Source organism: Nocardioides sp. B129/18 (genome assembly GCF_055282735.1).
Map to the genome: position 1 here is coordinate 7869 of NZ_JBUZJI010000009.1, position 18621 is coordinate 26489.

The 18621-nt window shown below is 72.3% G+C and carries 26 protein-coding genes; 19 read left to right on the forward strand and 7 right to left on the reverse strand.

The features are described 5' to 3' along the window. From ACZDWJ_RS08560 to ACZDWJ_RS08575, 4 genes are all read left to right on the forward strand, one after another. On the forward strand, positions 1-1241 hold a 1241-nt coding region (locus ACZDWJ_RS08560), incomplete at its 5' end, for an HD domain-containing protein (protein ID WP_463520524.1). 179 nt (positions 1242-1420) lie between these two features. Next, positions 1421-2983 (forward strand): signal recognition particle protein, encoded by a 1563-nt coding sequence (gene ffh / locus ACZDWJ_RS08565; protein WP_463520525.1) that lies wholly within the window; start codon positions 1421-1423, stop codon positions 2981-2983. Between the two features lie 14 nt (positions 2984-2997). After that, on the forward strand, positions 2998-3240 hold the full coding sequence (locus ACZDWJ_RS08570; protein ID WP_463520526.1) for a hypothetical protein: 243 nt from the start codon (positions 2998-3000) through the stop codon (positions 3238-3240). A gap of 121 nt (positions 3241-3361) precedes the next feature. Continuing rightward, positions 3362-3775, forward strand: a complete 414-nt coding sequence (locus tag ACZDWJ_RS08575; RefSeq protein ID WP_463520527.1) for a hypothetical protein — start codon at positions 3362-3364, stop codon at positions 3773-3775. A 5-nt stretch (positions 3776-3780) separates the two neighbouring features. Here the strand turns inward: ACZDWJ_RS08575 and ACZDWJ_RS08580 are convergent, their stop codons facing one another. Together ACZDWJ_RS08580 and ACZDWJ_RS08585 are read right to left on the reverse strand one after the other, a co-directional pair. Then, complete coding sequence (locus ACZDWJ_RS08580; protein WP_463520528.1) at positions 3781-4332, reverse strand: hypothetical protein; 552 nt, start codon at positions 4330-4332, stop codon at positions 3781-3783. 200 nt (positions 4333-4532) lie between these two features. After that, positions 4533-5312: a hypothetical protein gene (locus ACZDWJ_RS08585; protein WP_463520529.1), complete on the reverse strand. Its 780-nt coding sequence runs from the start codon at positions 5310-5312 to the stop codon at positions 4533-4535. 120 nt (positions 5313-5432) lie between these two features. Here ACZDWJ_RS08585 and ACZDWJ_RS08590 point away from each other — a divergent pair, with 120 nt between their 5' ends. The 4 genes from ACZDWJ_RS08590 (at position 5433) to ACZDWJ_RS08605 (ending at position 6836) form a co-directional block, all read left to right on the forward strand. Continuing rightward, a complete protein-coding gene (locus ACZDWJ_RS08590; RefSeq protein WP_463520530.1) occupies positions 5433-5684 on the forward strand; it encodes a hypothetical protein in 252 nt (83 codons plus the stop codon). 135 nt (positions 5685-5819) lie between these two features. After that, positions 5820-6230 carry a DUF6941 family protein gene (locus ACZDWJ_RS08595; protein ID WP_463520531.1) on the forward strand — a complete coding sequence of 137 codons (411 nt, stop codon included), beginning with the start codon at positions 5820-5822 and terminating at the stop codon, positions 6228-6230. A 1-nt stretch (position 6231) separates the two neighbouring features. Further along, positions 6232-6456: a hypothetical protein gene (locus ACZDWJ_RS08600; RefSeq protein WP_463520532.1), complete on the forward strand. Its 225-nt coding sequence runs from the start codon at positions 6232-6234 to the stop codon at positions 6454-6456. Continuing rightward, the gene (locus ACZDWJ_RS08605; RefSeq protein WP_463520533.1) at positions 6444-6836 is read left to right on the forward strand and encodes a DUF2283 domain-containing protein; all 393 of its coding nucleotides are present in this window, start codon (positions 6444-6446) and stop codon (positions 6834-6836) included. Before ACZDWJ_RS08600 ends, ACZDWJ_RS08605 begins: the two co-directional genes overlap by 13 nt. A 41-nt stretch (positions 6837-6877) precedes the next feature. Here the strand turns inward: ACZDWJ_RS08605 and ACZDWJ_RS08610 are convergent, their stop codons facing one another. Continuing rightward, positions 6878-7006, reverse strand: a complete 129-nt coding sequence (locus ACZDWJ_RS08610) for a DUF3263 domain-containing protein (protein ID WP_463520649.1) — start codon at positions 7004-7006, stop codon at positions 6878-6880. A 44-nt stretch (positions 7007-7050) separates the two neighbouring features. On the opposite strand from ACZDWJ_RS08610, the gene ACZDWJ_RS08615 reads away from it, so the two are divergent. Next, entirely contained in the window at positions 7051-7251 is a 201-nt protein-coding gene (locus ACZDWJ_RS08615) for a helix-turn-helix domain-containing protein (protein ID WP_463520534.1), read from the forward strand. Between the two features lie 79 nt (positions 7252-7330). Here the strand turns inward: ACZDWJ_RS08615 and ACZDWJ_RS08620 are convergent, their stop codons facing one another. Both ACZDWJ_RS08620 and ACZDWJ_RS08625 read right to left on the reverse strand, forming a co-directional pair. Then, the gene (locus ACZDWJ_RS08620; RefSeq protein ID WP_463520535.1) at positions 7331-7579 is read right to left on the reverse strand and encodes a hypothetical protein; all 249 of its coding nucleotides are present in this window, start codon (positions 7577-7579) and stop codon (positions 7331-7333) included. Positions 7580-7615: 36 nt separating this feature from the next. Further along, positions 7616-7930 carry a DUF6907 domain-containing protein gene (locus ACZDWJ_RS08625; RefSeq protein ID WP_463520536.1) on the reverse strand — a complete coding sequence of 105 codons (315 nt, stop codon included), beginning with the start codon at positions 7928-7930 and terminating at the stop codon, positions 7616-7618. 169 nt (positions 7931-8099) lie between these two features. On the opposite strand from ACZDWJ_RS08625, the gene ACZDWJ_RS08630 reads away from it, so the two are divergent. Continuing rightward, positions 8100-8489 carry an NYN domain-containing protein gene (locus ACZDWJ_RS08630; RefSeq protein ID WP_463520537.1) on the forward strand — a complete coding sequence of 130 codons (390 nt, stop codon included), beginning with the start codon at positions 8100-8102 and terminating at the stop codon, positions 8487-8489. Positions 8490-8498: 9 nt separating this feature from the next. Continuing rightward, positions 8499-9578, forward strand: coding sequence for an amidohydrolase family protein (locus ACZDWJ_RS08635; RefSeq protein WP_463520538.1), 1080 nt, complete (start codon positions 8499-8501; stop codon positions 9576-9578). A 21-nt stretch (positions 9579-9599) separates the two neighbouring features. Here the strand turns inward: ACZDWJ_RS08635 and ACZDWJ_RS08640 are convergent, their stop codons facing one another. Beyond that, positions 9600-11141, reverse strand: coding sequence for an ABC transporter substrate-binding protein (locus ACZDWJ_RS08640; RefSeq protein ID WP_463520539.1), 1542 nt, complete (start codon positions 11139-11141; stop codon positions 9600-9602). A gap of 129 nt (positions 11142-11270) precedes the next feature. On the opposite strand from ACZDWJ_RS08640, the gene ACZDWJ_RS08645 reads away from it, so the two are divergent. The 3 genes from ACZDWJ_RS08645 to ACZDWJ_RS08655 all read left to right on the forward strand — a co-directional run bounded on the left by ACZDWJ_RS08645 (position 11271) and on the right by ACZDWJ_RS08655 (position 14293). Then, a complete protein-coding gene (locus ACZDWJ_RS08645; RefSeq protein WP_463520540.1) occupies positions 11271-11909 on the forward strand; it encodes a TetR/AcrR family transcriptional regulator in 639 nt (212 codons plus the stop codon). Positions 11910-12030: 121 nt separating this feature from the next. Beyond that, positions 12031-13257: an acyl-CoA dehydrogenase family protein gene (locus ACZDWJ_RS08650; protein ID WP_463520541.1), complete on the forward strand. Its 1227-nt coding sequence runs from the start codon at positions 12031-12033 to the stop codon at positions 13255-13257. 31 nt (positions 13258-13288) lie between these two features. Continuing rightward, the gene (locus ACZDWJ_RS08655; protein WP_463520542.1) at positions 13289-14293 is read left to right on the forward strand and encodes an acyl-CoA dehydrogenase family protein; all 1005 of its coding nucleotides are present in this window, start codon (positions 13289-13291) and stop codon (positions 14291-14293) included. Here the strand turns inward: ACZDWJ_RS08655 and ACZDWJ_RS08660 are convergent. Beyond that, positions 14290-15186, reverse strand: a complete 897-nt coding sequence (locus ACZDWJ_RS08660; RefSeq protein WP_463520543.1) for an acyl-CoA thioesterase — start codon at positions 15184-15186, stop codon at positions 14290-14292. The genes ACZDWJ_RS08655 and ACZDWJ_RS08660 overlap by 4 nt on opposite strands. Positions 15187-15410: 224 nt before the next feature. Between ACZDWJ_RS08660 and rpsP the strand changes: the two genes are divergently transcribed. From rpsP to rplS, 5 genes are all read left to right on the forward strand, one after another. After that, positions 15411-15905 (forward strand): 30S ribosomal protein S16, encoded by a 495-nt coding sequence (gene rpsP / locus ACZDWJ_RS08665; protein ID WP_463520544.1) that lies wholly within the window; start codon positions 15411-15413, stop codon positions 15903-15905. 5 nt (positions 15906-15910) lie between these two features. Then, the gene (locus ACZDWJ_RS08670; RefSeq protein ID WP_463520545.1) at positions 15911-16153 is read left to right on the forward strand and encodes an RNA-binding protein; all 243 of its coding nucleotides are present in this window, start codon (positions 15911-15913) and stop codon (positions 16151-16153) included. A gap of 139 nt (positions 16154-16292) precedes the next feature. Continuing rightward, the gene (rimM, locus tag ACZDWJ_RS08675; protein WP_463520546.1) at positions 16293-16838 is read left to right on the forward strand and encodes a ribosome maturation factor RimM; all 546 of its coding nucleotides are present in this window, start codon (positions 16293-16295) and stop codon (positions 16836-16838) included. Between the two features lie 5 nt (positions 16839-16843). Next, positions 16844-17998 carry a tRNA (guanosine(37)-N1)-methyltransferase TrmD gene (gene trmD / locus ACZDWJ_RS08680; protein ID WP_463520547.1) on the forward strand — a complete coding sequence of 385 codons (1155 nt, stop codon included), beginning with the start codon at positions 16844-16846 and terminating at the stop codon, positions 17996-17998. A 260-nt stretch (positions 17999-18258) separates the two neighbouring features. Then, positions 18259-18612 carry a 50S ribosomal protein L19 gene (gene rplS, locus ACZDWJ_RS08685; RefSeq protein ID WP_463520548.1) on the forward strand — a complete coding sequence of 118 codons (354 nt, stop codon included), beginning with the start codon at positions 18259-18261 and terminating at the stop codon, positions 18610-18612. Positions 18613-18621 lie beyond the last annotated feature (9 nt).

Sequence of the window (18621 nt, forward strand, 5' to 3'; positions counted from 1 at the left end):
TGGCCGCGGAGTCCGCGCCGCTGCCCGAGCCCTGGCCCGCCGAGGTGCGCCAGAGCCTGGTGCGCCTGCTCGCCGCCGGCCGTGGCCTGCTCGGCGTCTGGGAGACCCTCGAGGAGACCGGCGCGCTCGCGCGGATCCTCCCCGAGTGGGAGGGCATCCGGCTGCTGCCGCACGCCTCGGCCATCCACCGCTTCACCGTCGACCGGCACGTCGTCGAGACCTGCGTCGAGGCCTCCGGGCTGATCCGCCAGGTCGCGCGCCCCGACGTCCTCATGGTCTCGGCGCTCCTGCACGACATCGGCAAGGGCGGCCTCGTCGACCACAGCGTGGCGGGGGAGCCGATCGCGCGGGGCGTCGCCGAGCGGATGGGGTTCGCCCCCGACGCCGTCGACCTCATCGCGACCCTGGTGCGCTGGCACCTGCTGCTCTCCGAGACCGCCACCACCCGCGACCCCGACGACCCCGCCACCGTCGAGCGGGTCGTCGAGCGCATCGGCGACGTCGAGGCGCTCTCGCTGCTCACCGCCCTCACCGAGGCCGACGCCAAGGCCACCTCGCCGCAGGCGTGGACCACCTGGCGCGCCGGCCTCATCGTCGACCTCTCCCGCCGGGTGCGCGCCGCGCTCGACTCCGGCGTCGCGCTGCCGGCCGTCGAGCCGGAGCTGCTGGAGATCCCCAAGGCGGTGCGCAAGGGCGGCCTCGCCCTCGACGTCGAGTCCACCGGCGACGGCTCGCGCGTCACCGTCGTGGCCCCCGACCGCGTCGGCCTGCTCGCAGACTTCGCCGCGATGTTCGCCATGGAGCGCATCCCCGTGCGCGCGGCCCGCATCTGGGCCCAGGACTCCTACGGCGTCTCGGAGTGGGAGCTGGCCACCCCCGGCCTCGACGCCGGCTTCCTGCGCGACAAGTACGACGCCATCGTCGCCGGCCGCCTCGACCCCGTCCGCCGCCTCAAGCCCCCCGGCCCCGGCGAGCTGGCCCCGACCGTCCAGGTGCGCCCCGACGCCTCCCGGCTCTCCACCGTGCTCGAGGTCCGCGCCGCCGACCGTCCCGGCATCGTCTACCTCGTCTGCGCCGCCCTCGCCCGTCTCGACATCGCCGTCCGCTCCGCCCACGTCGACACCCTCGGCCCGCAGGCCGTCGACGTCTTCTACCTCCAGGAGTCCGGCGCCGGCGCCCTCTCCGACTCCCGCGCCGCCGAGGCGGCCCATGCCGTGCGGGCCGCCTTGAGTCCGGCGTGAGCCGCAGGTTTCCCCGGTCGACCGGGGAAACCTGCCGATGACGGGCGAAGCCTCGCCTGTCATCCGCAGGGATCGCCCGTCCTGATGCCGACAGCAGCCCGACGAGCGACGTCGGATCGGCTCGCGCGCACCCGGGCCGTTAGGCTGGAGGCCCGCCTGATCGACAGCTGAGGACCACCTTGTTCGCCACTCTCTCCGACCGGCTCGCCGACACCTTCAAGAACCTCCGGGGGAAGGGCCGGCTCTCCGAGGCCGACATCGACGCCACCGCGCGCGAGATCCGCATCGCGCTGCTGGAGGCCGACGTCGCCCTGCCCGTGGTGCGCGAGTTCGTCGCGTCGGTCAAGGAGCGCGCCCGCGGCGAGGAGGTGTCGGGGGCGCTGAACCCGGCGCAGCAGGTCATCAAGATCGTCCACGAGGAGCTCGTGACGATCCTCGGCGGCGAGACCCGCCGGCTGCGCTACGCCAAGACCGGCCCGACGATCATCATGCTGGCCGGCCTCCAGGGCGCCGGCAAGACGACGCTGGCCGCCAAGCTCGCGCTGTGGCTCAAGGAGCAGGGCAAGACGCCGATGCTCGTGGCCTGCGACCTCCAGCGCCCCAACGCCGTCAACCAGCTGCAGGTCAACGGCGAGCGCGTCGGCGTCCCGGTGTTCGCGCCCGAGCCGGGCAACGGCGTCGGCGACCCCGTCTCGGTGGCCCGCGCCTCCCTCGACGAGGCCAAGCGCACCCTCCACGACGTCCTCATCGTCGACACCGCGGGTCGCCTCGGCGTCGACGCCGAGCTGATGCAGCAGGCCGCCGACATCCGCGCCGCGATCAGCCCCGACGAGGTCCTCTTCGTCGTCGACGCCATGATCGGCCAGGACGCCGTCACCACCGCGCAGGCCTTCCTCGACGGCGTCGGCTTCGACGGCGTCGTGCTCACCAAGCTCGACGGCGACGCCCGCGGCGGCGCGGCGCTCTCGGTGGCCTCGGTCACCGGGCGTCCGGTCATGTTCGCCTCCAACGGCGAGAAGCTCACCGACTTCGACCTCTTCCACCCCGACCGCATGGCCTCGCGCATCCTCGACATGGGCGACGTCATGACGCTCATCGAGCAGGCGGAGAAGGCCTTCGACGCCGAGGAGGCGCTCAAGGCCGCGGAGAAGCTCAGCGGCCGCGGCGGCGAGTTCACCCTCGAGGACTTCCTGCAGCAGATGCAGCAGCTGCGCAAGCTCGGCTCGATGTCGAAGATCATGGGGATGCTGCCCGGCATGGGGCAGTTCCGGCAGCAGCTGGAGAACTTCGACGACCGCGAGATCGACCGCATCGAGGCGATCATCCGCTCGATGACCCCCGCCGAGCGCGACAACCCCAAGATCATCGACGGCTCGCGTCGCCAGCGCATCGCGAAGGGCTCGGGTCGCACCGTCACCGACGTCAACCAGCTCGTCGACCGCTTCTTCGAGGCGCGCAAGATGATGACGCAGATGGCGCGCGGCGGCGGGATCCCCGGCATGCCGGGCATGCCCGGGATGCCCGGCGCGGGCGGCCGCGGCAAGCAGAAGCCGCAGCCGAAGAAGGGCAAGGGCGCGAAGCGCTCGGGCAACCCCGCGAAGGCGGCCCAGCAGGCGGCGGCGCAGAAGGACAAGGCCGCCGCGGCCAACCCGTTCGGCAACCCCGCGGGCCAGGACGTCGACTACGAGCAGGCCGCCGCTGCGCTCGACCTGCCCAAGGACTTCTCCAAGTTCCTGAAGTGAGGTCAGGCGGCGATATGCCGTCTGAACTGCACAAACACAACGCCCGCAAGAAGATCCTGCTCGGGATGCTCGCCCGCGACAAGGCTGAGGCCGCCTCGCTCAAGCGGCGGCTGGACTTCTACCGCCAGGAGCGCGCCGACCTCACCTCCGGTGTCCGCAACCGCCTGCAGACGAACATCTTCGACCAGCCCGACCAGCAGGCCCAGGCGTACCGCCAGCTCGACCGGCCGGACAAACTTCGCCCAGCTCACGCCTGAGCAGCAGAAGCAGTTCCCCCAGACCGAGTACCAGCTCAACCAGTCCCTCGGGTTCGGACAGCAGCCAGCCGAGCAGTCGCCGGCGTCGGCGCTGTGGGGCGACATCAAGAACGCCCGCGAGATGCAGACGCTGATCCGGAAGCTGAAGTGGCGTGGCCTCAACGGTGCCGCGCTCTCCGACCTCCTGCAGAACGCCTCCATCGACCAGATCCGCGCCATGGCCAACGGCTCCAGGGCCGACGTCGCGCAGTACGAGCGGCTCTACAACACCCGCGACCGGATCACGCAGCAGGTCGCGGGCCAGGCCGGAACCGCCGCGTTCGGCGACCAGATCCGCGCCCTCCGCGCCGATTATGCCAAGACCCTCGATCACCAGAAGGCACTCGAGCGCGAGAACCGGATCGCCAACAGCCGGCTGAGCGCGATCGAGACCGCGGCCAAGAAGATCGAGGCCGCGACCAAGCACGTTGGCAAGGACGTCGGTCACGAGATCAACAGCGCTGCTCGCGCCGGCTCCCGGGGTCGCAGCAGCTAACCGAATCAGGTGTCCTCGGCCGGCCGATCCTCCGCAGCGCCGAAGTACCGTTCCGGACCCTGGCCGAGGTCGTCGAGAGCTGCCTTCGTCCGACGATGCGCATCATTCTCGCTCCTCATCACGTCAGCAGCCACCTTGTCCGAAGACCCCTTGAACAGCCCGTGGCCAGTGTTGGCGAACGGGCGGAGAGCCTTGAGGTCGACCGGGCCCTTCCTGAGCCTGATCAGCTCCGCGGGATCGACCGAGAACTGGAAGCCCTCGCCGGGCTCGAGACGCTTCGGTAGAGGCTGGGCGCCGACGGCCGGCTCCGTGCAGAAAAGGTAGGAGCCCTCTGGAAGCTCGAAGCCCAGGGTGTGCACGGTGGTCGCAGTCCGCCCCGCGTTCGAGACATCGAAGCCCAGCAGCCAGCGATCACCGAGCGGCTGCATCACGACCATGGACGTCACCCGGACCCTCAGGCGAGCCCCGCTCCGCTGCCACTCGAACATCGTCCAGCCGAGGCCGGCGAACGAGACGATCAGGGCGACGATGCTGAGAGCGAGGCTGGCGGCTTCCACGGGCCGCAGCCTCGCACAGCGGCTCGGCTGACGCCCGGGGTAATCGGCTGTCCAATCTGGACGTTCGGCACCTGGAGCGTCACGCGAATGTTCTGACCCGGCGCACTTGGCTGAGCCCTTCCCGCGGTCCGCGTCAGATCGCGTTAGACGGTCCCATGCCACCCCCTGCGCCTACGCAATGCAGGGGGTGCTCGACTCAATCAGTCGACCGTCTTGGTGACAGCAGTCGGGATGGATGTGATGGCGAAATCGACGTAGCCAGAGAACGACGGCAACGGCGCGTAGGGCGAGGTCGATCCGTCCTTCGCCCCGCAGTACCCAGCCAGCCGCAGCGCAGCTGCTTCCATCGCGATGTAGTCCTCGTTGACGGGAGCAGTCATTGCGCCTCCGTTCTCAATGAGGACCAAACCAGCCCGTCCCTGCTCCCGCTCGTCGCCAACCGCCAGATACGCGCGCTTGCACCCTGAGAAGTCGCCGTCGGCGATGACCATCTGAACGGGCTCGATCCGCGAGTGCGCGGGGATCTTGTAGGTGCTCTGGTCTAGCGCGATGAAAGGCCCATCCTCCTGGCCGGGAACGAATCCGGTGGTCGTTCCATCGCCCATGAAGCTGAAGTGCCATCGCACGACGTCGTCCGGCCCACCCTTCGGTCCGGCTGGACCCCGAGGGCCGGCGTCTCCGCGTGGCCCGGTCGCACCAGCGGCGCCCGTGGCGCCGGCAGGCCCCGTAGCCCCTGTCGCCCCCGCGGCACCCGCGGGGCCCTGGGGCCCGACCGATCCCTGGGCTCCTCGCAGCGCCTTGAGCGCTGCCCCCGACAGGTCAACGGTCTTGAGAGCGCCGTCCTTGATGTCGACCGACTGGATGCTGTTGTCGCGGATGTCGCCCGAGCTGATGAGTCGCGCTGCCGTCGCACCGGCACCGCTGCCGATGAGAAGACTGCCGGCGACGACGCCGGCAAGGCTGAGATGGGTGAGCTTCACGAGTTCTCCTGGGGTTGCACGGGATATGCCTGCATGCACGCCCGAGGTCGGCGGAACGTAGCAGCGATCCGCACTTCCAGGGCGCGAAATTGTCAGCGCTGTTCTCTAGCGTCAGAACCCGTGAGCAAGGACGCCGACCGCATTAGGATCGCCCGCCTCGACGGGACCGCGCGCCGGATGATCCACGACCAGGTCCCCGGCGACCAGGCCATCGCCGCCGTCCGCGCGATCACCACTGACTCTGCGTTGCTCGGGCAGGCCTCCGGCACCGCGCTCGGCGCGCACCAGTCGAACCCGGTCGGCAGCCACTGGGGCGCCCGGGTCTCCCGGCTCCTCGACGCGGCCGGCGCCGACCCCGACCTGCGTGACTAGTGGGCCGCCTACGTTAAGGCCCGCCTCGACGGCCAGCAGGGCACGCGCCGACACCCATGAGCCGGCATTTGTGTCCTGACCGGCTTAGCGGCGCGTAGAGTCGCCGCTCCGTCACCCCACCGCGGAGAGTCTCAGATGCCTGAAGTCCAGATGGCCACGCTCGCCACGAGCTTCCACCAGCACAGCAACGGCACTTGGACCGTCGTCGAGGCCGGCCTGAAGACCTGGGAGGCCCCTGAGTTCCCCTTCTTCGTCCCCGTGGTCTTCGTCGCGGAGGTGAGCTTCCCCGAAGCAAACGTGGGCCAGCTGCACATGTGGGATCTCACGACGAAGTTCGAGGGCGATGGCGAGGTCGTGGTCAGGCACGGCGGGACACTGCAGGTATCTTCAGCGGTGCCTGGTGGGCTAGTTCCGTTTGTTCTCGTACCGGTGTCGATCGCCTTTCAAGCTCGCCGCCCCGGGGCTTACGTCACTGAACTGACTATTGATGGCGAGCCCTTAGTCAAGCTGCGCCTGATCGCGTCGACGTCGCTTCCGCAGGCGTGACATGCCCACACTGCAGTTCACCGAGCATGCGCTAGACAGAGTCCTCGGGAGGGGCGTAGATCAGGAAGCCGTCGAGTACGCCTGGCACCACGCCGTCGGCCAGACCAGCGCGGGCCGACGCCCTGACACCCTGAAGTTCAAGGGGAAACTTCCCAGCGGATCGATGGTGTACATAGTCGTCGCGTCCGATGACCGGCGGCGTATCATCTCGGTATGGATGGCATGAGCGGCGGAACCGGAGTGCTCGCGTTCACGCACGACGCCGACGCCGACGCGCTGTACGTACAGCTCGCTTCGCCGGACATCGACCGAACTGTCGAGTTGGACGATGGCCTGATCGTGGATCTTGACGACGCCGGCCTTCCGGTAGGGGTCGAGGTACTCGCTGTCAGTCGGGGTTGGTCAGCCGATCTGCTTGTCGGTTCGTTCGAGTTCACCGACGAGCAGACGAACTACCTCAGAATTTTGTCGCGATCGCCGTTTCATCAAGCGATCGTCTGGCCCGTTCTCGGGCGGCTCCCCATCCAAGACGCGACCGCGCTGTCGCTCGCATTGCGTCACGGCGCCGGGTCCCCAGAGGCCGCCGGAACCGTGACCTACGCGTGAACCGAGCGACATGTCACACCACAGATCCGACCTGATGGCCGCTACGCCCAGGCGGCCGGTGCGGCAGTCGAGCGGCGCCAGCTGCGAGATTCACGGAGCCGGCGGAGCCGCTTGATGGTGAGCGGGTCCGCGGCGAGCGCCTCGGGCTTGTCGAGCAGGGCGTTGAGCAGCTCCGTGTCCTGGTAGACCCGCTGGGCTCCCTACGCTCGCGTCTATGTCGACCGCTCAAATTCCGGAACGTGAGTGGCTCACCCTGGTCGAGGCCGCGGCGTGGGTGGGACTATCCAGAGAGACGGTGCTGCGCGCGAAGCACGCTGGCCGCCTCAGCGCCAAAAAGACCGCCCCGCGCGGGGACAAGGATCTATACCGGGTCGCCGATCTCCGTCGTTGGATCGAGGGGTTGCCCGACGCGTAGGGCTCACCGAACAACCTGCTCCGCTGCGCCGCTTGCGTGGCTCTACCGGTGACCTCCCGAGTCCGATGTCGGCCCTAGGTTAGCCGGCGATCTTCATGCGGCCGGTGGTGATGCGGTGCGGCGTGGGGGCCGCGGGGGTGTGGGTGGTGCCGGCGGCGGCACGGGCGCGGAGCTGGTCGACCTGGTCGGCGGTGAACCGGACGGCTCGGCCGTACCGCTGGTGCGCGGCGCCGTGGAGCCGGTACTGGTCCTGGACCCAGCGGGTCGACATGCGCAGCGCCTTCGCGACCTCGACGACGGTGAAGTCGGCTTCGAGCTTGGTCGTCATTCTGGTTCCTCCTTCGTTGAGCCGCGTCTGTCACGGCTACACGCTGTCGATCCAAGCGGCGGCTGCCAGCAGAGCGGCGGCCTGAGCTCTCGCCTCGGCAGGCGTCAGCTGCCACATCTCCTTCGCCGCGTCAGCGTCGACGAGGATGTAGAGGTCGCGGCGGTCGCCGAGCTCGGCACGGTCGTCCGGGTGGTGGTCTTCCGCGCCGGGGACGTAGATCCCGAAGGTCGGTCCTCGGTGCCACCGCTCGTTGTCCCACTGCTCGTGGTCGGGCCGTGCGGTGCACCACACAGGGCAGGGGAGCAGCCCTTCGGCTGCACGATCCATTCGGATGCGGTTTGATGCGGTCATGGTCCTGGTGCCTCCTATGCACTGGTGCCTAGGCCCCGCGCGGTTTTCCAGCACCGTCCGGGGCCGATCTGTCACTAAAGGGAATTCGAGCCCATAGCGCTCGAACCGATACCGTGAAACACGTGTCTACGCACAGCGCACACCGCCGCCTACTCTCCAAGTTCCTGAATTGAGCCCGCGGCGGCGCATCGACACCGTGCTGATCGTCGACGGCGCCAACGTCGTGGGCGCGCGTCCCGACGGCTGGTGGAAGGATCGCGCCGGCGCGGCCCGTCGCCTCCACGAGGCGCTGCTCGTGGCCGACCTGCCGCAGGACGAGATCGTGCTGGTGCTCGAGGGTCAGGCCAAGCAGGGGGTCAAGGCCGGACGTGACGCCCACGTGCGCTGCGTCCACGCACCGCGCGACGGCGACTCGACGATCCTCCAGGAGGCGCGCGACGCCGCCGAGGCGGGGCGCCGGATCACCGTCGTCAGCGCCGACCGGGCCCTCCAGGCGCGGGTCGCGGCCACCGGCGCGCTGGCGCTGGGGCCGCACTGGCTCATCGACCAGCTGGACTAGGTTCGCCCCATGAGCGCGATGCGGTTCACCGGCGTGGTCCTGCCCGAGCGGGAGACCCGCGACCTCTACGTCGTCGACGGCCACGTCACCTACGAGCCGCAGGCCGGCGCCGAGACCGTGGCGCGCGGCTGGCTGCTGCCCGGCATGGTCGACGCCCACAACCACCTCGGTCTCGAGGACGGCGGCGCCGTGGACGACGCCGAGGTCGAGCGGCAGGCCGTGCAGGACCGCGACGCCGGCATCCTGCTGCTGCGCGACTGCGGCTCTCCGGCCGACACCCGCTGGGTGCAGGAGAGGGACGACCTGCCGCGGCTGATCCGCTTCGGCCGTCACATCGCGCGCACCCGCCGCTACCTGCGCGACTACGGCGTCGAGGTCGAGCCCGAGCAGCTCTCCGCCCAGGTCGCGCTCGAGGCGTCGGGCTCCGACGGCTGGGTCAAGCTCGTGGGCGACTGGATCAGCCGCGAGGACGGCGATCTCGCGCCATCCTTCCCGCAGCCCGCCTTCGCCGAGGCCATCGCCACGGCCCACGCGCACGGCGCCAAGGTCACCGCCCACTGCTTCGGCACGACCGTCCTGCAGGGCCTGCTCGACGCCGGCATCGACTGCATCGAGCACGGCACGGGGCTCACCGTCGAGCACGTCGAGCAGATGGCCGCCGCCGGGGTGGCGCTGGTGCCGACGGTGCTGCAGACCGAGAAGCTGATCGGCTTCGCCGACGCCGGCCGCGAGCGCTTCCCCGCGTACGCCACGACGATGGAGGGCCTCCACGCGCGTCGTCGCGAGGCCCTGATGAGCGCCTACGAGGCCGGGGTCGAGCTCTACGTCGGCTCCGACGGCGGCGGCTCGCAGCGCCACGGCGTCCTCGTCGAGGAGGTGCTGGCGATGGCGGCGATGGGGCTGCCGGCCGAGCACGTGCTGGGCGCGGTGTCGTGGCGGGCCCGGGCGTGGCTCGGCCTGCCCGGCGGGCTCGAGGAGGGCGCGCCGGCCGACTTCGCCGTGTTCGACTCCGACCCGGCCGACGACCTCGCCGTGCTGGCCCGGCCCTCGCTGGTGGTGCTGCGCGGACGCGTGGTGGCCGGAGGCTAGGTCGAGCGACCAGGTCGGGGGCTAGGGGAGCCGGATGTTCGGGGCGCAGTAGTAGTCGCCCGGCGAGATCTGCCTCCAGCGTCCGCCGCCCAGCTGGATGACGCGGATGCACTCGCCGGTGGTCTTGCCGCCGACGTCCTGCGCGCCGTGGATGCCGTTGCCGGTCCAGTCGCCGACACGGGAGAGGGCGGTGACCAGCGCGGGGCGGGTCAGTCGTCCGCCCAGGGCCGCCGCCCGCTCGACGAACAGGCGGGCGGCCGACCACGCGAACACGCCGTAGATCGTGGGCGTCGCGCCCGGGCGCACCTGCTGGAGCCACTGCAGGTAGAGCCGCATCTCCTTGTTGGAGGCGTCGTCGTAGCGCGCCACGGAGGTGTAGACGACCGTGCCGTTCCCGTTCTCGCCGGCCTCGTCGACGTACTTCTGGTCGTAGATCGTCTGGTCCTGGATGAAGGCCTTCGGCGTGAAGCCCTGCTGTCGCATCGCCTGCTGCAGCCGGATCGTGAACTGGTAGGGCCCGATGTAGTGGACGACCTCGATGCCCTCCTGCTTGAGGCGCTGCACGTAGGGCGCGTAGTTGAACTCGGCCACCTCGATGGCCTGCACGTAGCGGACGCCGATGCCGACCTTCTTCCACGACGCCGCGAGCGCCTGGGCGGCGTCGGCGACGCCGGCGACGTTGACGTAGAGCACCGCCGTCCTCTGCGCGGCCGACTTGTACTGCGCCTTGACGAACTTGGCCATCGCGCCGAGCTGGAGGGTGGGGTTGATCGACGCGGCGCCGAAGCAGGTGCGGCACTCGAAGGCGGTCTTGGAGACGGTGAGGGCGTGCAGGTCCGGCAGCCCGCACTTGCCCGCGGTCGCGGCGCCGTCGTCGAAGACCGACATCGAGCCGACCGCCGCGAACGCCTGCTCGCACGCCCGGGCGTAGGCCACCTGGTTGGCGCCGGAGTCGGCGCGGCTGTCGAGCGCGAGCACCTTGAGCCTGCGCCCGCACAGCCCGCCGGAGGCGTTGACGTAGGCGGCGTAGGCGTTGGCACCGTCCTGTGCGGCCTGGAAGACGCCCGGCACGGGGCCGGAGATGTCGGAGACGTTGGCGATGGTGATGGCGTCCTTGGTGACGCCGGTCTGGTCGGCGAGACCGGCGCAGTCGGCGGAGGACGCACCGGTGGCGCCGGCGCTGCGCCCGGCACCGTCCGCACCCCCCGAGCCACCTGATCCGTCGGAGCCGGACGCCCCGCCGGAGCCAGCGCCCGCCCCCGTCGAGCCGCCGGCGGACCCGCTGCCGGACGACGTCCCGCTCGCGCTCGCGTCGCCGCCCGTGGCGTCGGGCTGGCCGACGCCGCCGTCGATGACCGCGCCGCCGCCCTCGCCCGTCCCGGACCCGGTGTCGGCCGAGGCGAGGCTGGAGTCGCCGTTGACCATGGCGGCTGTGTGGGGGTCGACCTGCGAGCCGCAGGCGCCGAGGACGAGCGAGGCGACGGCGGCGGCGGCCAGGGCCGTCGCGCGCCGGGGGCGACGGAGCGGACGCCGGGTGGAGCGCGGGATGCGGGGGAGGGGCACGGGAGCGTCGCCTTTCGGGAGGGGGCGAGTGCGGGCCACGCTAGACCCGGATGTGACCGGTGTCACTACTTATCTGCACCGGTGCCGACAAATGTCGCTCGTCGGCGTCCCGGGGGCTACGGTGCGGGCATGGTCCCCTCGGTCGCCGCCCCCGATCCGGCCGGGACGGCGCCGCGCCGGCGCCGCACCCAGGCCGAGCGTCGGGCCGCCACGCGCGGCGCGCTGCTCGACGCCGCCATCGACGTGCTCGTCGACCAGGGGTACGCCGGGCTCACCGGCACCGCGGTGTGCCAGCGCGCGGGGGTCACCCGGGGCGCGCAGGCGCACTACTTCGCCACCAAGGCCGACCTCGTCGTCGATGCGCTGCGTCACCTCACCGAGCAGCTGGTGGCCGAGCTGGTCTCCAAGCCGCTCGGCGGGTCCGAGGACGTCCTCGAGCAGTACCGGCTGCTGCTCGACCGGCTGTGGGAGATCTTCAGCGGGCCGGTGTCGGCCGCGCAGCTCGAGCTGTTCGTCGCCGCGCGCACCGACGCCGACCTGCGCCGCCACCTCGCCCGCTTCGAGACCGAGGTGCAGGCGACGCTCGAGACCGCGGCGGCCCGCGTGGCGGGGAGCCTGGTGGAGCGCGCGGACTTCAAGGTCGTCACCGTCACCGCCCTCTCGGCGATCCGCGGGCTGCTGATGCTCGGGGTCGTCCACGAGCCGCGGCAGCTGCGCCGGATGTGGCCGGAGGTGCGCGAGCAGGTGCTCGGCGGGGTGCTGGTCTGATCCAGCGGACGCCCGTGCGAGCGTCCGCAACTTACATGCTTGAGTGCAGGTAAGTTGCTGTGGCAGGGTGACCGGCGTCACGCCGACCGCCTCGCGTCGGCCCCGAGCACCGGGAGCGCCCATGGACTTCGACGACACCCCCGAGGAGGCCGCCTGGCGGCAGGAGGTGCGGGCCTACCTCGAGGCGCACCGCGACCGCCTCGTCGGCGAGCGCCCCGACTACGGCGACCCCGCCTCGGTGCAGGAGGCCCAGGCCCGGCAGGCCCTGCTGCACGACGGCGGCCTGGTCGGCGTCACCTGGCCCGTCGAGGCCGGGGGACGCGGCGGCACCCCCATGCAGCAGGCCATCGTCGACCAGGAGCTCGCTCGCGCGGGCGTGCCCGGACTGGTCAACCTCATCGGCGTCGGCATGTGCGGCCCCACCGTCATCGCGCACGGCACCGCCGACCAGCAGGAGCGCTACCTGCGCCGCCTCCTGCGCGCCGACGACATCTGGTGCCAGCTGTTCAGCGAGCCGGCGTCGGGCTCCGACCTCGCCGCGCTGCGCACCCGCGCGGTGCAGCAGGAGGACGGCAGCTGGCGCATCGACGGCCAGAAGGTCTGGACGACGATGGCCCACCTCTCGCGCTACGGCATCCTGCTCACCCGCACCGACCCCGACGTCGCCAAGCACCGCGGCCTGACGATGTTCGTCGTCGACATGACCGCGCCCGGCGTCACCGCCCGTCCGCTGCGCCAGATGAGCGGGGGTGCGGAGTTCAACGAGGTCTTCTTCGACGGCGTCGTCGTCCCCGACTCCGAGCGGCTCGGCGACGTCGGCCAGGGCTGGCAGGTGGCGCTGACGACGCTCATGAGCGAGCGGCTCTCGCTCGGCGGCGGCGGCACCGAGATCGGCGCCGGCGTCGACGCCGCGGCCGCCCACCTGGCTCGTCACCTGCCTGCGCAGTCCGCCGAGCGGCAGGCGCTGGCCCGCCAGGCGTTCGGACGCGCGTACGTCGCCTCGCTCGGCATCCGCTACACCGGCTACCGGCAGCTCTCCGCGCTGAGCAAGGGCGCCTTCCCCGGCCCCGAGGCCAGTGCCGGCAAGCTCGCCGGCACCCGCGCCGCCCGTGAGCTCTCCGACCTCGCCGTCCGGGCGCTGGGCGCCGAGGGGGTCTTCGCCGAGACCGCCGACGGCGAGTCGCTGTGGCAGGCCTCTCAGGCCGGGCTTCCCGGCATGGCGATCGCCGGCGGCACCGACGAGGTGCTGCGCAACGTCATCGGCGAGCGGGTGCTCGGCCTGCCTGCCGAGCCCCGCGCCGACAAGGGCGTCACCTTCCGCGAGTCCCTCGCCCAGACCGGCGCCTGAGCGCCCCCGCTGCCACCCAGGAGACACGACGATGGACTTCGACCTCAGCGCCGAGCAGCGCGACCTCGCCTCCGCTGCCCGCGACTTCTTCGCCGGCACCGCCTCGCCGGCCCGGGCCCGCGCCCTCCTCGACGACCCCGCCGCCGCGCCCGGCCCCGGCCGCGCCGCCCTGGCCGAGTCGGGCTTCGCCGCCATCACCGTGCCCGAGTCCGCCGGCGGCGGGGGCGGCTCGCTGCTCGACCTCGCCGTCGTCGCCGAGCAGGGCGGCCGCGTCCTCGCCTCGCCGTCGCTGGTGACGCCCGCCCGCGTCGCCGTCCTGCTGGCGGGTCACGACGAGCTGCTCGCCGAGACGGTGGCCGGCCGGGCGCTCGCGGTGGTCGACGACGGCGCCGCCACTCTCGACGCCGTCGGCGCCGAGGCCTTCCTGGCGCGCCAGGGCGACCGGCTCGTGCTCGCCGAGGGCGGCGTCGACGTCGGCGCGCCCATCGACGCCACCCGCGGCCTGGGCCGGGTGAGCCTCGGGGCCGGCCGCGTCGTCGGCGAGGACGTCGGCCCGCGCTGGGCGCACGCCGAGCGGGTCGCGCGGGTGATCCTCGCCGCCGAGGACCTCGGCACGGCCGAGCGCGCCGTCGAGATCGGCGTCGCCTACGCCCAGCAGCGTCACGCCTTCGGGCGTCCGATCGGCTCCTACCAGGCCGTCAAGCACGCCCTCGTCGACGCCTACGTGGAGGTCCAGCAGCTGCGCTCGCTGGTCTGGTGGGCCGCCTGGGCCGCCGACGAGGCGCCCGAGGAGCTCCCGCTGGCCTCGGCCGCCGCCAAGGCGCAGGCGGCCACCGCCCTGGAGCGCGCCGCCGAGACCCTCATCCAGGTGCACGGCGGCATCGGCTTCACCTGGGAGCACGACGCCCACCTCTACTGGCGCCGCGCCAAGGTCGACCGGCTCCTCCTCGGCGACGACGTCGCCGCCTTCGACGAGGTCGCCCGCCTCGCCCTCGACGCCGCCGCGCCGGCGGTGGTGGTCGCAGCCGGCACCTAGGCCGGCGCCTGGTCCCCGGCCTCCGGCACCACCAGCAGCCCCTCCTGGACGACCTCCATCACCCGGACGCCGTCCTGGTGCACCGACACCCGACCCAGGCCCCGGCCCTCGTCGGCCCACGGGCTGTCGAGGCGGGCGCGCAGCCAGCGGTCGGCGCGCACCGGCGCGTGCAGCCACAGCGCGTGGTCGAGCGAGGCGGGGGAGACGTCGAAGGAGCGCAGCGCGACGCCCTGCCGCGAGGCCACCGGCTCCAGTGCGAGCAGGTCGCTGGCGTAGACGGCGATGCACGCGTGCAGCACCGGGTCCTCCGGCAGCGGCCCGTCCGCGCGGAACCAGGCGTCGAGCACCTCGGCGCGCTCGCCGGCGTCGCGCACCAGCTGGGGGTGGCGGGCGTAGCGCAGGTCGACGGGACGGGTCGAGCGCAGCGCGAACGGCACCTCGGGGTGGTCGGCGAGGGCGTCCTGGTCGCGGGGGAGGAGCTCGGGGTCGACGTCGGTGGGCGCCGCGGCGTCGGCGTGCACGAGACGACGCTGCGGCCCGTCGGCGGCGAAGCCGAGGAGCAGCTCGCAGATGACGCCGGCCTGCACCGCCTCGACGCGACGGTGGGAGAGCCGGCGTCCGTCGCGCAGCCGGGTGACCTCGTAGCGCACCGGCCGATCGGTGGTGCCCGCGCGGAGGAACAGCGCGTGCAGGGAGTGGAGGCGTCGACCCTCGTCGACGGTCCGGGCGGCGGCCCGCACGGCCTGGGCGAGCACCAGCCCGCCGAAGACGTGGCCGGTGGTCAGCGCCTGCGCGGAGTGCTCGCCGATCCAGGCGTCCGGCACGGACGCGGTGCCTGCGTCGGCAGGCGTCAGGTCGAGCAGCCGCACGAGCTCGTCGAGGGGGGTCTCCACGCCTCCATCCAAGGCCATCGGGCACCCGCGGCGGGGGAGGGTCCGGCCTCCGTGCCCGGATTCGTGGGCCGACGCCGGGTTCTGGCATCATCTGACGCTGAGTCCTGCGCGCCCGGACCCTCTCACCGAGCGCGACGAGGCCCATCGAGTGGTCCGGCCCGGTGTTCCCCACCAGGCGGCCGTCCCGCTCACCGCATCCATCATCTCAAGGAGACACCACAACCGTGGCCGTCAAGATCCGTCTGAAGCGCCTGGGCAAGATCCGGGTCCCGCAGTACCGCATCGTCGTCGTCGACTCGCGCAAGAAGCGCGATGGCCGCGTCATCGAGGAGATCGGCAAGTACCACCCCAAGGAGGAGCCCTCCTTCATCGAGGTCACCTCGGAGCGGGCGCAGTACTGGCTGGGCGTCGGCGCGCAGCCGAGCGAGGCCGTCGAGGCCATCCTCAAGATCACCGGCGACTGGCAGACGTTCAAGGGCCTGCCGGGCACCGAGGGCACCCTGAAGACCGCCGCGCCGAAGCGCGACAAGATCGACATCTTCAACGAGGCCCTCAAGGAGGCGCACAGCGACGCCTCCGGTGACGCCGTCACCAAGAAGGCCGCGAAGAAGGCCGAGCCCAAGGCCGAGGAGAAGGCTGAGGACAAGGTCGAGGAGCCGAAGGCCGAGGAGGCCGCCGAGGCCCCCGCCGCCGACGCTGCCGCCGAGACCGAGGCCTGAGCATCGTGCTCGCCGAGGCCCTCGAGCACCTCGTCCGTGGCGTGGTCGACCACCCCGACGACGTCGTGGTGCGCGACAAGCAGCTGCGACGCGGCTCGATCCTGGAGGTCCGGGTCCACCCCGACGACCTCGGCAAGGTGATCGGCCGCAACGGCCGCACCGCGTCGGCCTTCCGCACCGTCATCGGCGCGCTGGCAGGCAAGGGCGGCGCGCGGATCGACTTCGTCGACGTCGACCGTCGTCGCTGAGGCCCGGCCGCACGGCACGCAGCATCCGCAGCATCCAGCAGCACCAGCGACCCGCCCGGGAGACCTCCCGGGCGGGTCGCTGGTTCCGGGGCCGAGGGCCCCGGCGAGAACCCCGTCCCGAGGCGCAGAGGAGCCCCGCGTGGAGAGCATCGAGGTCGTCGTCGGCCGCATCGGCAAGCCGCACGGCATCCGCGGCGAGGTCACCCTCGACGTCCGCACCGACGAGCCCGACCGCCGCTTCGCCCCCGGCACCCGCGTGCGCGCCGAGGCCCCGCGGGGCGTCGACGCCGCGCCGCGCACCCTGACGGTCGCGAGCACCCGCTGGCACCAGCAGACGCTGCTGGTGCGCTTCGAGGAGCTCGCCGACCGCACCGCCGCCGAGGCTGCCCGCGGCCTGCTCCTCCACGCCACGGTCGACGCCGACGAGCGTCCCGAGGACCCCGAGGAGTTCTACGACCACCAGCTCGTCGGCCTGGCCGTCCACGACGTCGACGGCACGCACCTGGGCGTCGTCGCCTCCATCACCCACGGCGCGCAGGACCTCCTCGTCGTCCGGACGCCCGGCGGCCACGAGGGCCTCGTGCCGTTCGTGTCGGCGCTGGTGCCCGAGGTCGACCTCGACGCCGGCCGCGTGGTCGTCGCGGACCGTCCCGGCCTGGTCACCCCGCTGCCCGACGAGGACTGATCCTCGTGCGCCTGGACTACCTCACGATCTTCCCCGACTACCTGGCGCCGCTGGGGCTCTCGCTGCCCGGCAAGGCGCTGGCGAGCGGGCTCATCGACGTCCACGTCCACGACCTGCGCGACTGGACCCGCGACCGGCACCGCACCGTCGACGACACGCCCTACGGCGGCGGCGCCGGCATGGTGATGCGCCCCGAGCCGTGGGGCGAGGCCTTCGACGAGCTGGCCATCGACGGCGCCACCGTCGTCGTCCCGACGCCGTCGGGACGTCCGCTCACCCAGGCGCTCGCCCGCGAGCTGGCCACCCGGGAGCGGCTGGTCTTCTGCTGCGGACGCTACGAGGGCATCGACCAGCGCGTCCTCGACCACGCGGCCTCGCGCGCCGAGCTCGTCGAGGTCTCGCTCGGCGACTACGTCCTCAACGGCGGGGAGGTGGCCGCGCTGGCGGTCACCGAGGCCGTCGTCCGCCTGCTGCCCGGCTTCATGGGCAACGCGGCGTCGCTGGAGGAGGAGTCCCACGAGGGCGGCCTGCTGGAGTACCCGAGCTACACCAAGCCGCCGTCGTGGCGCGACCTCGAGGTGCCCGACGTCCTGCTGTCCGGCGACCACGGCCGCATCGCCGTGTGGCGCCACGAGCAGCGCCTCGAGCGCACCGCGGCCCGCCGTCCCGACCTGCTGTCCGCCGGCAGCCTGCCGGGGGAGTGGCGCATCGAGGCGGCCGTGCCGGCCGACGCCCCCGAGATCCTCGTGCTCCAGCGCTGCTGCTGGGTCACCGAGGCGCTGGTCAACGACGACCTCTCGATCCCCCCGCTGCACGAGGAGCTCGCCGACGTCGAGCGCGACCTCGTCGCCTGGCGGGTGTGGATCGTGCGCCGCGGCGGACGCCTGGTCGGCGCGGTCCGCGGGCGCCTCGACGGCGAGGTCTGGGAGATCGGACGCCTCATGGTCGCCCCCGACCTGCGCGGCGAGGGCCTCGGACGCGTGCTGCTCGAGCACGCCGAGGCGATGGCGCCGCCCGAGGCGACGTCCTTCCTGCTGTTCACCGGCGCCCGCAGCGAGGCGAACCTGCGTCGCTACAAGCGCGCGGGCTACCGCGTCCGCGAGGTGCTCGACGGCTCGTCGGGACCTGTCGTGCTGACCCGTCCGCGACGTCGTCGCTGAGCGCTCCCGCGCCGCCCGCAGCACCGCCGCGCCGTCCCCGCATCGTCCCCGCACCGTCCCTCGCGCGATTTCGAGCGGTCCGCCGCGCTGTGGCAGACTCGGGGAGCCCGTAGGCCGAAGGGTCGCTCCGAGGAACGCACGGAGGATCCGCGCCGGGCTCCTGCCACAGGGGGAGCCTCGCGCCGCCGGCCGACCACCCGGGCCGCACCACCTCTCTCATCCGAACCGCGGCCGACCTGTGGCATCCGCGAGGAGACACCATGAGCAACAACGTCATCACCGAGATCGGCAACGCCGCGAAGCGCGAGGACATCCCCGCCTTCCGCGCCGGTGACACCATCAAGGTCCACGTGAAGGTCACCGAGGGCAACCGCTCCCGCGTCCAGGTCTTCCAGGGCGTCGTCATCCGCGTCCAGGGCTCCGGCGTCGGCCGCACCTTCACCGTCCGCAAGGTCTCCTTCGGCGTCGGCGTCGAGCGCACCTTCCCGCTGCACTCCCCGATCTTCGAGCAGATCGAGGTCGTCACCCGCGGTGACGTCCGCCGGGCCAAGCTGTACTACCTGCGCAACCTGCGCGGCAAGGCCGCCAAGATCAAGGAGCGCCGCGAGGCCTGAGTGCTCCTT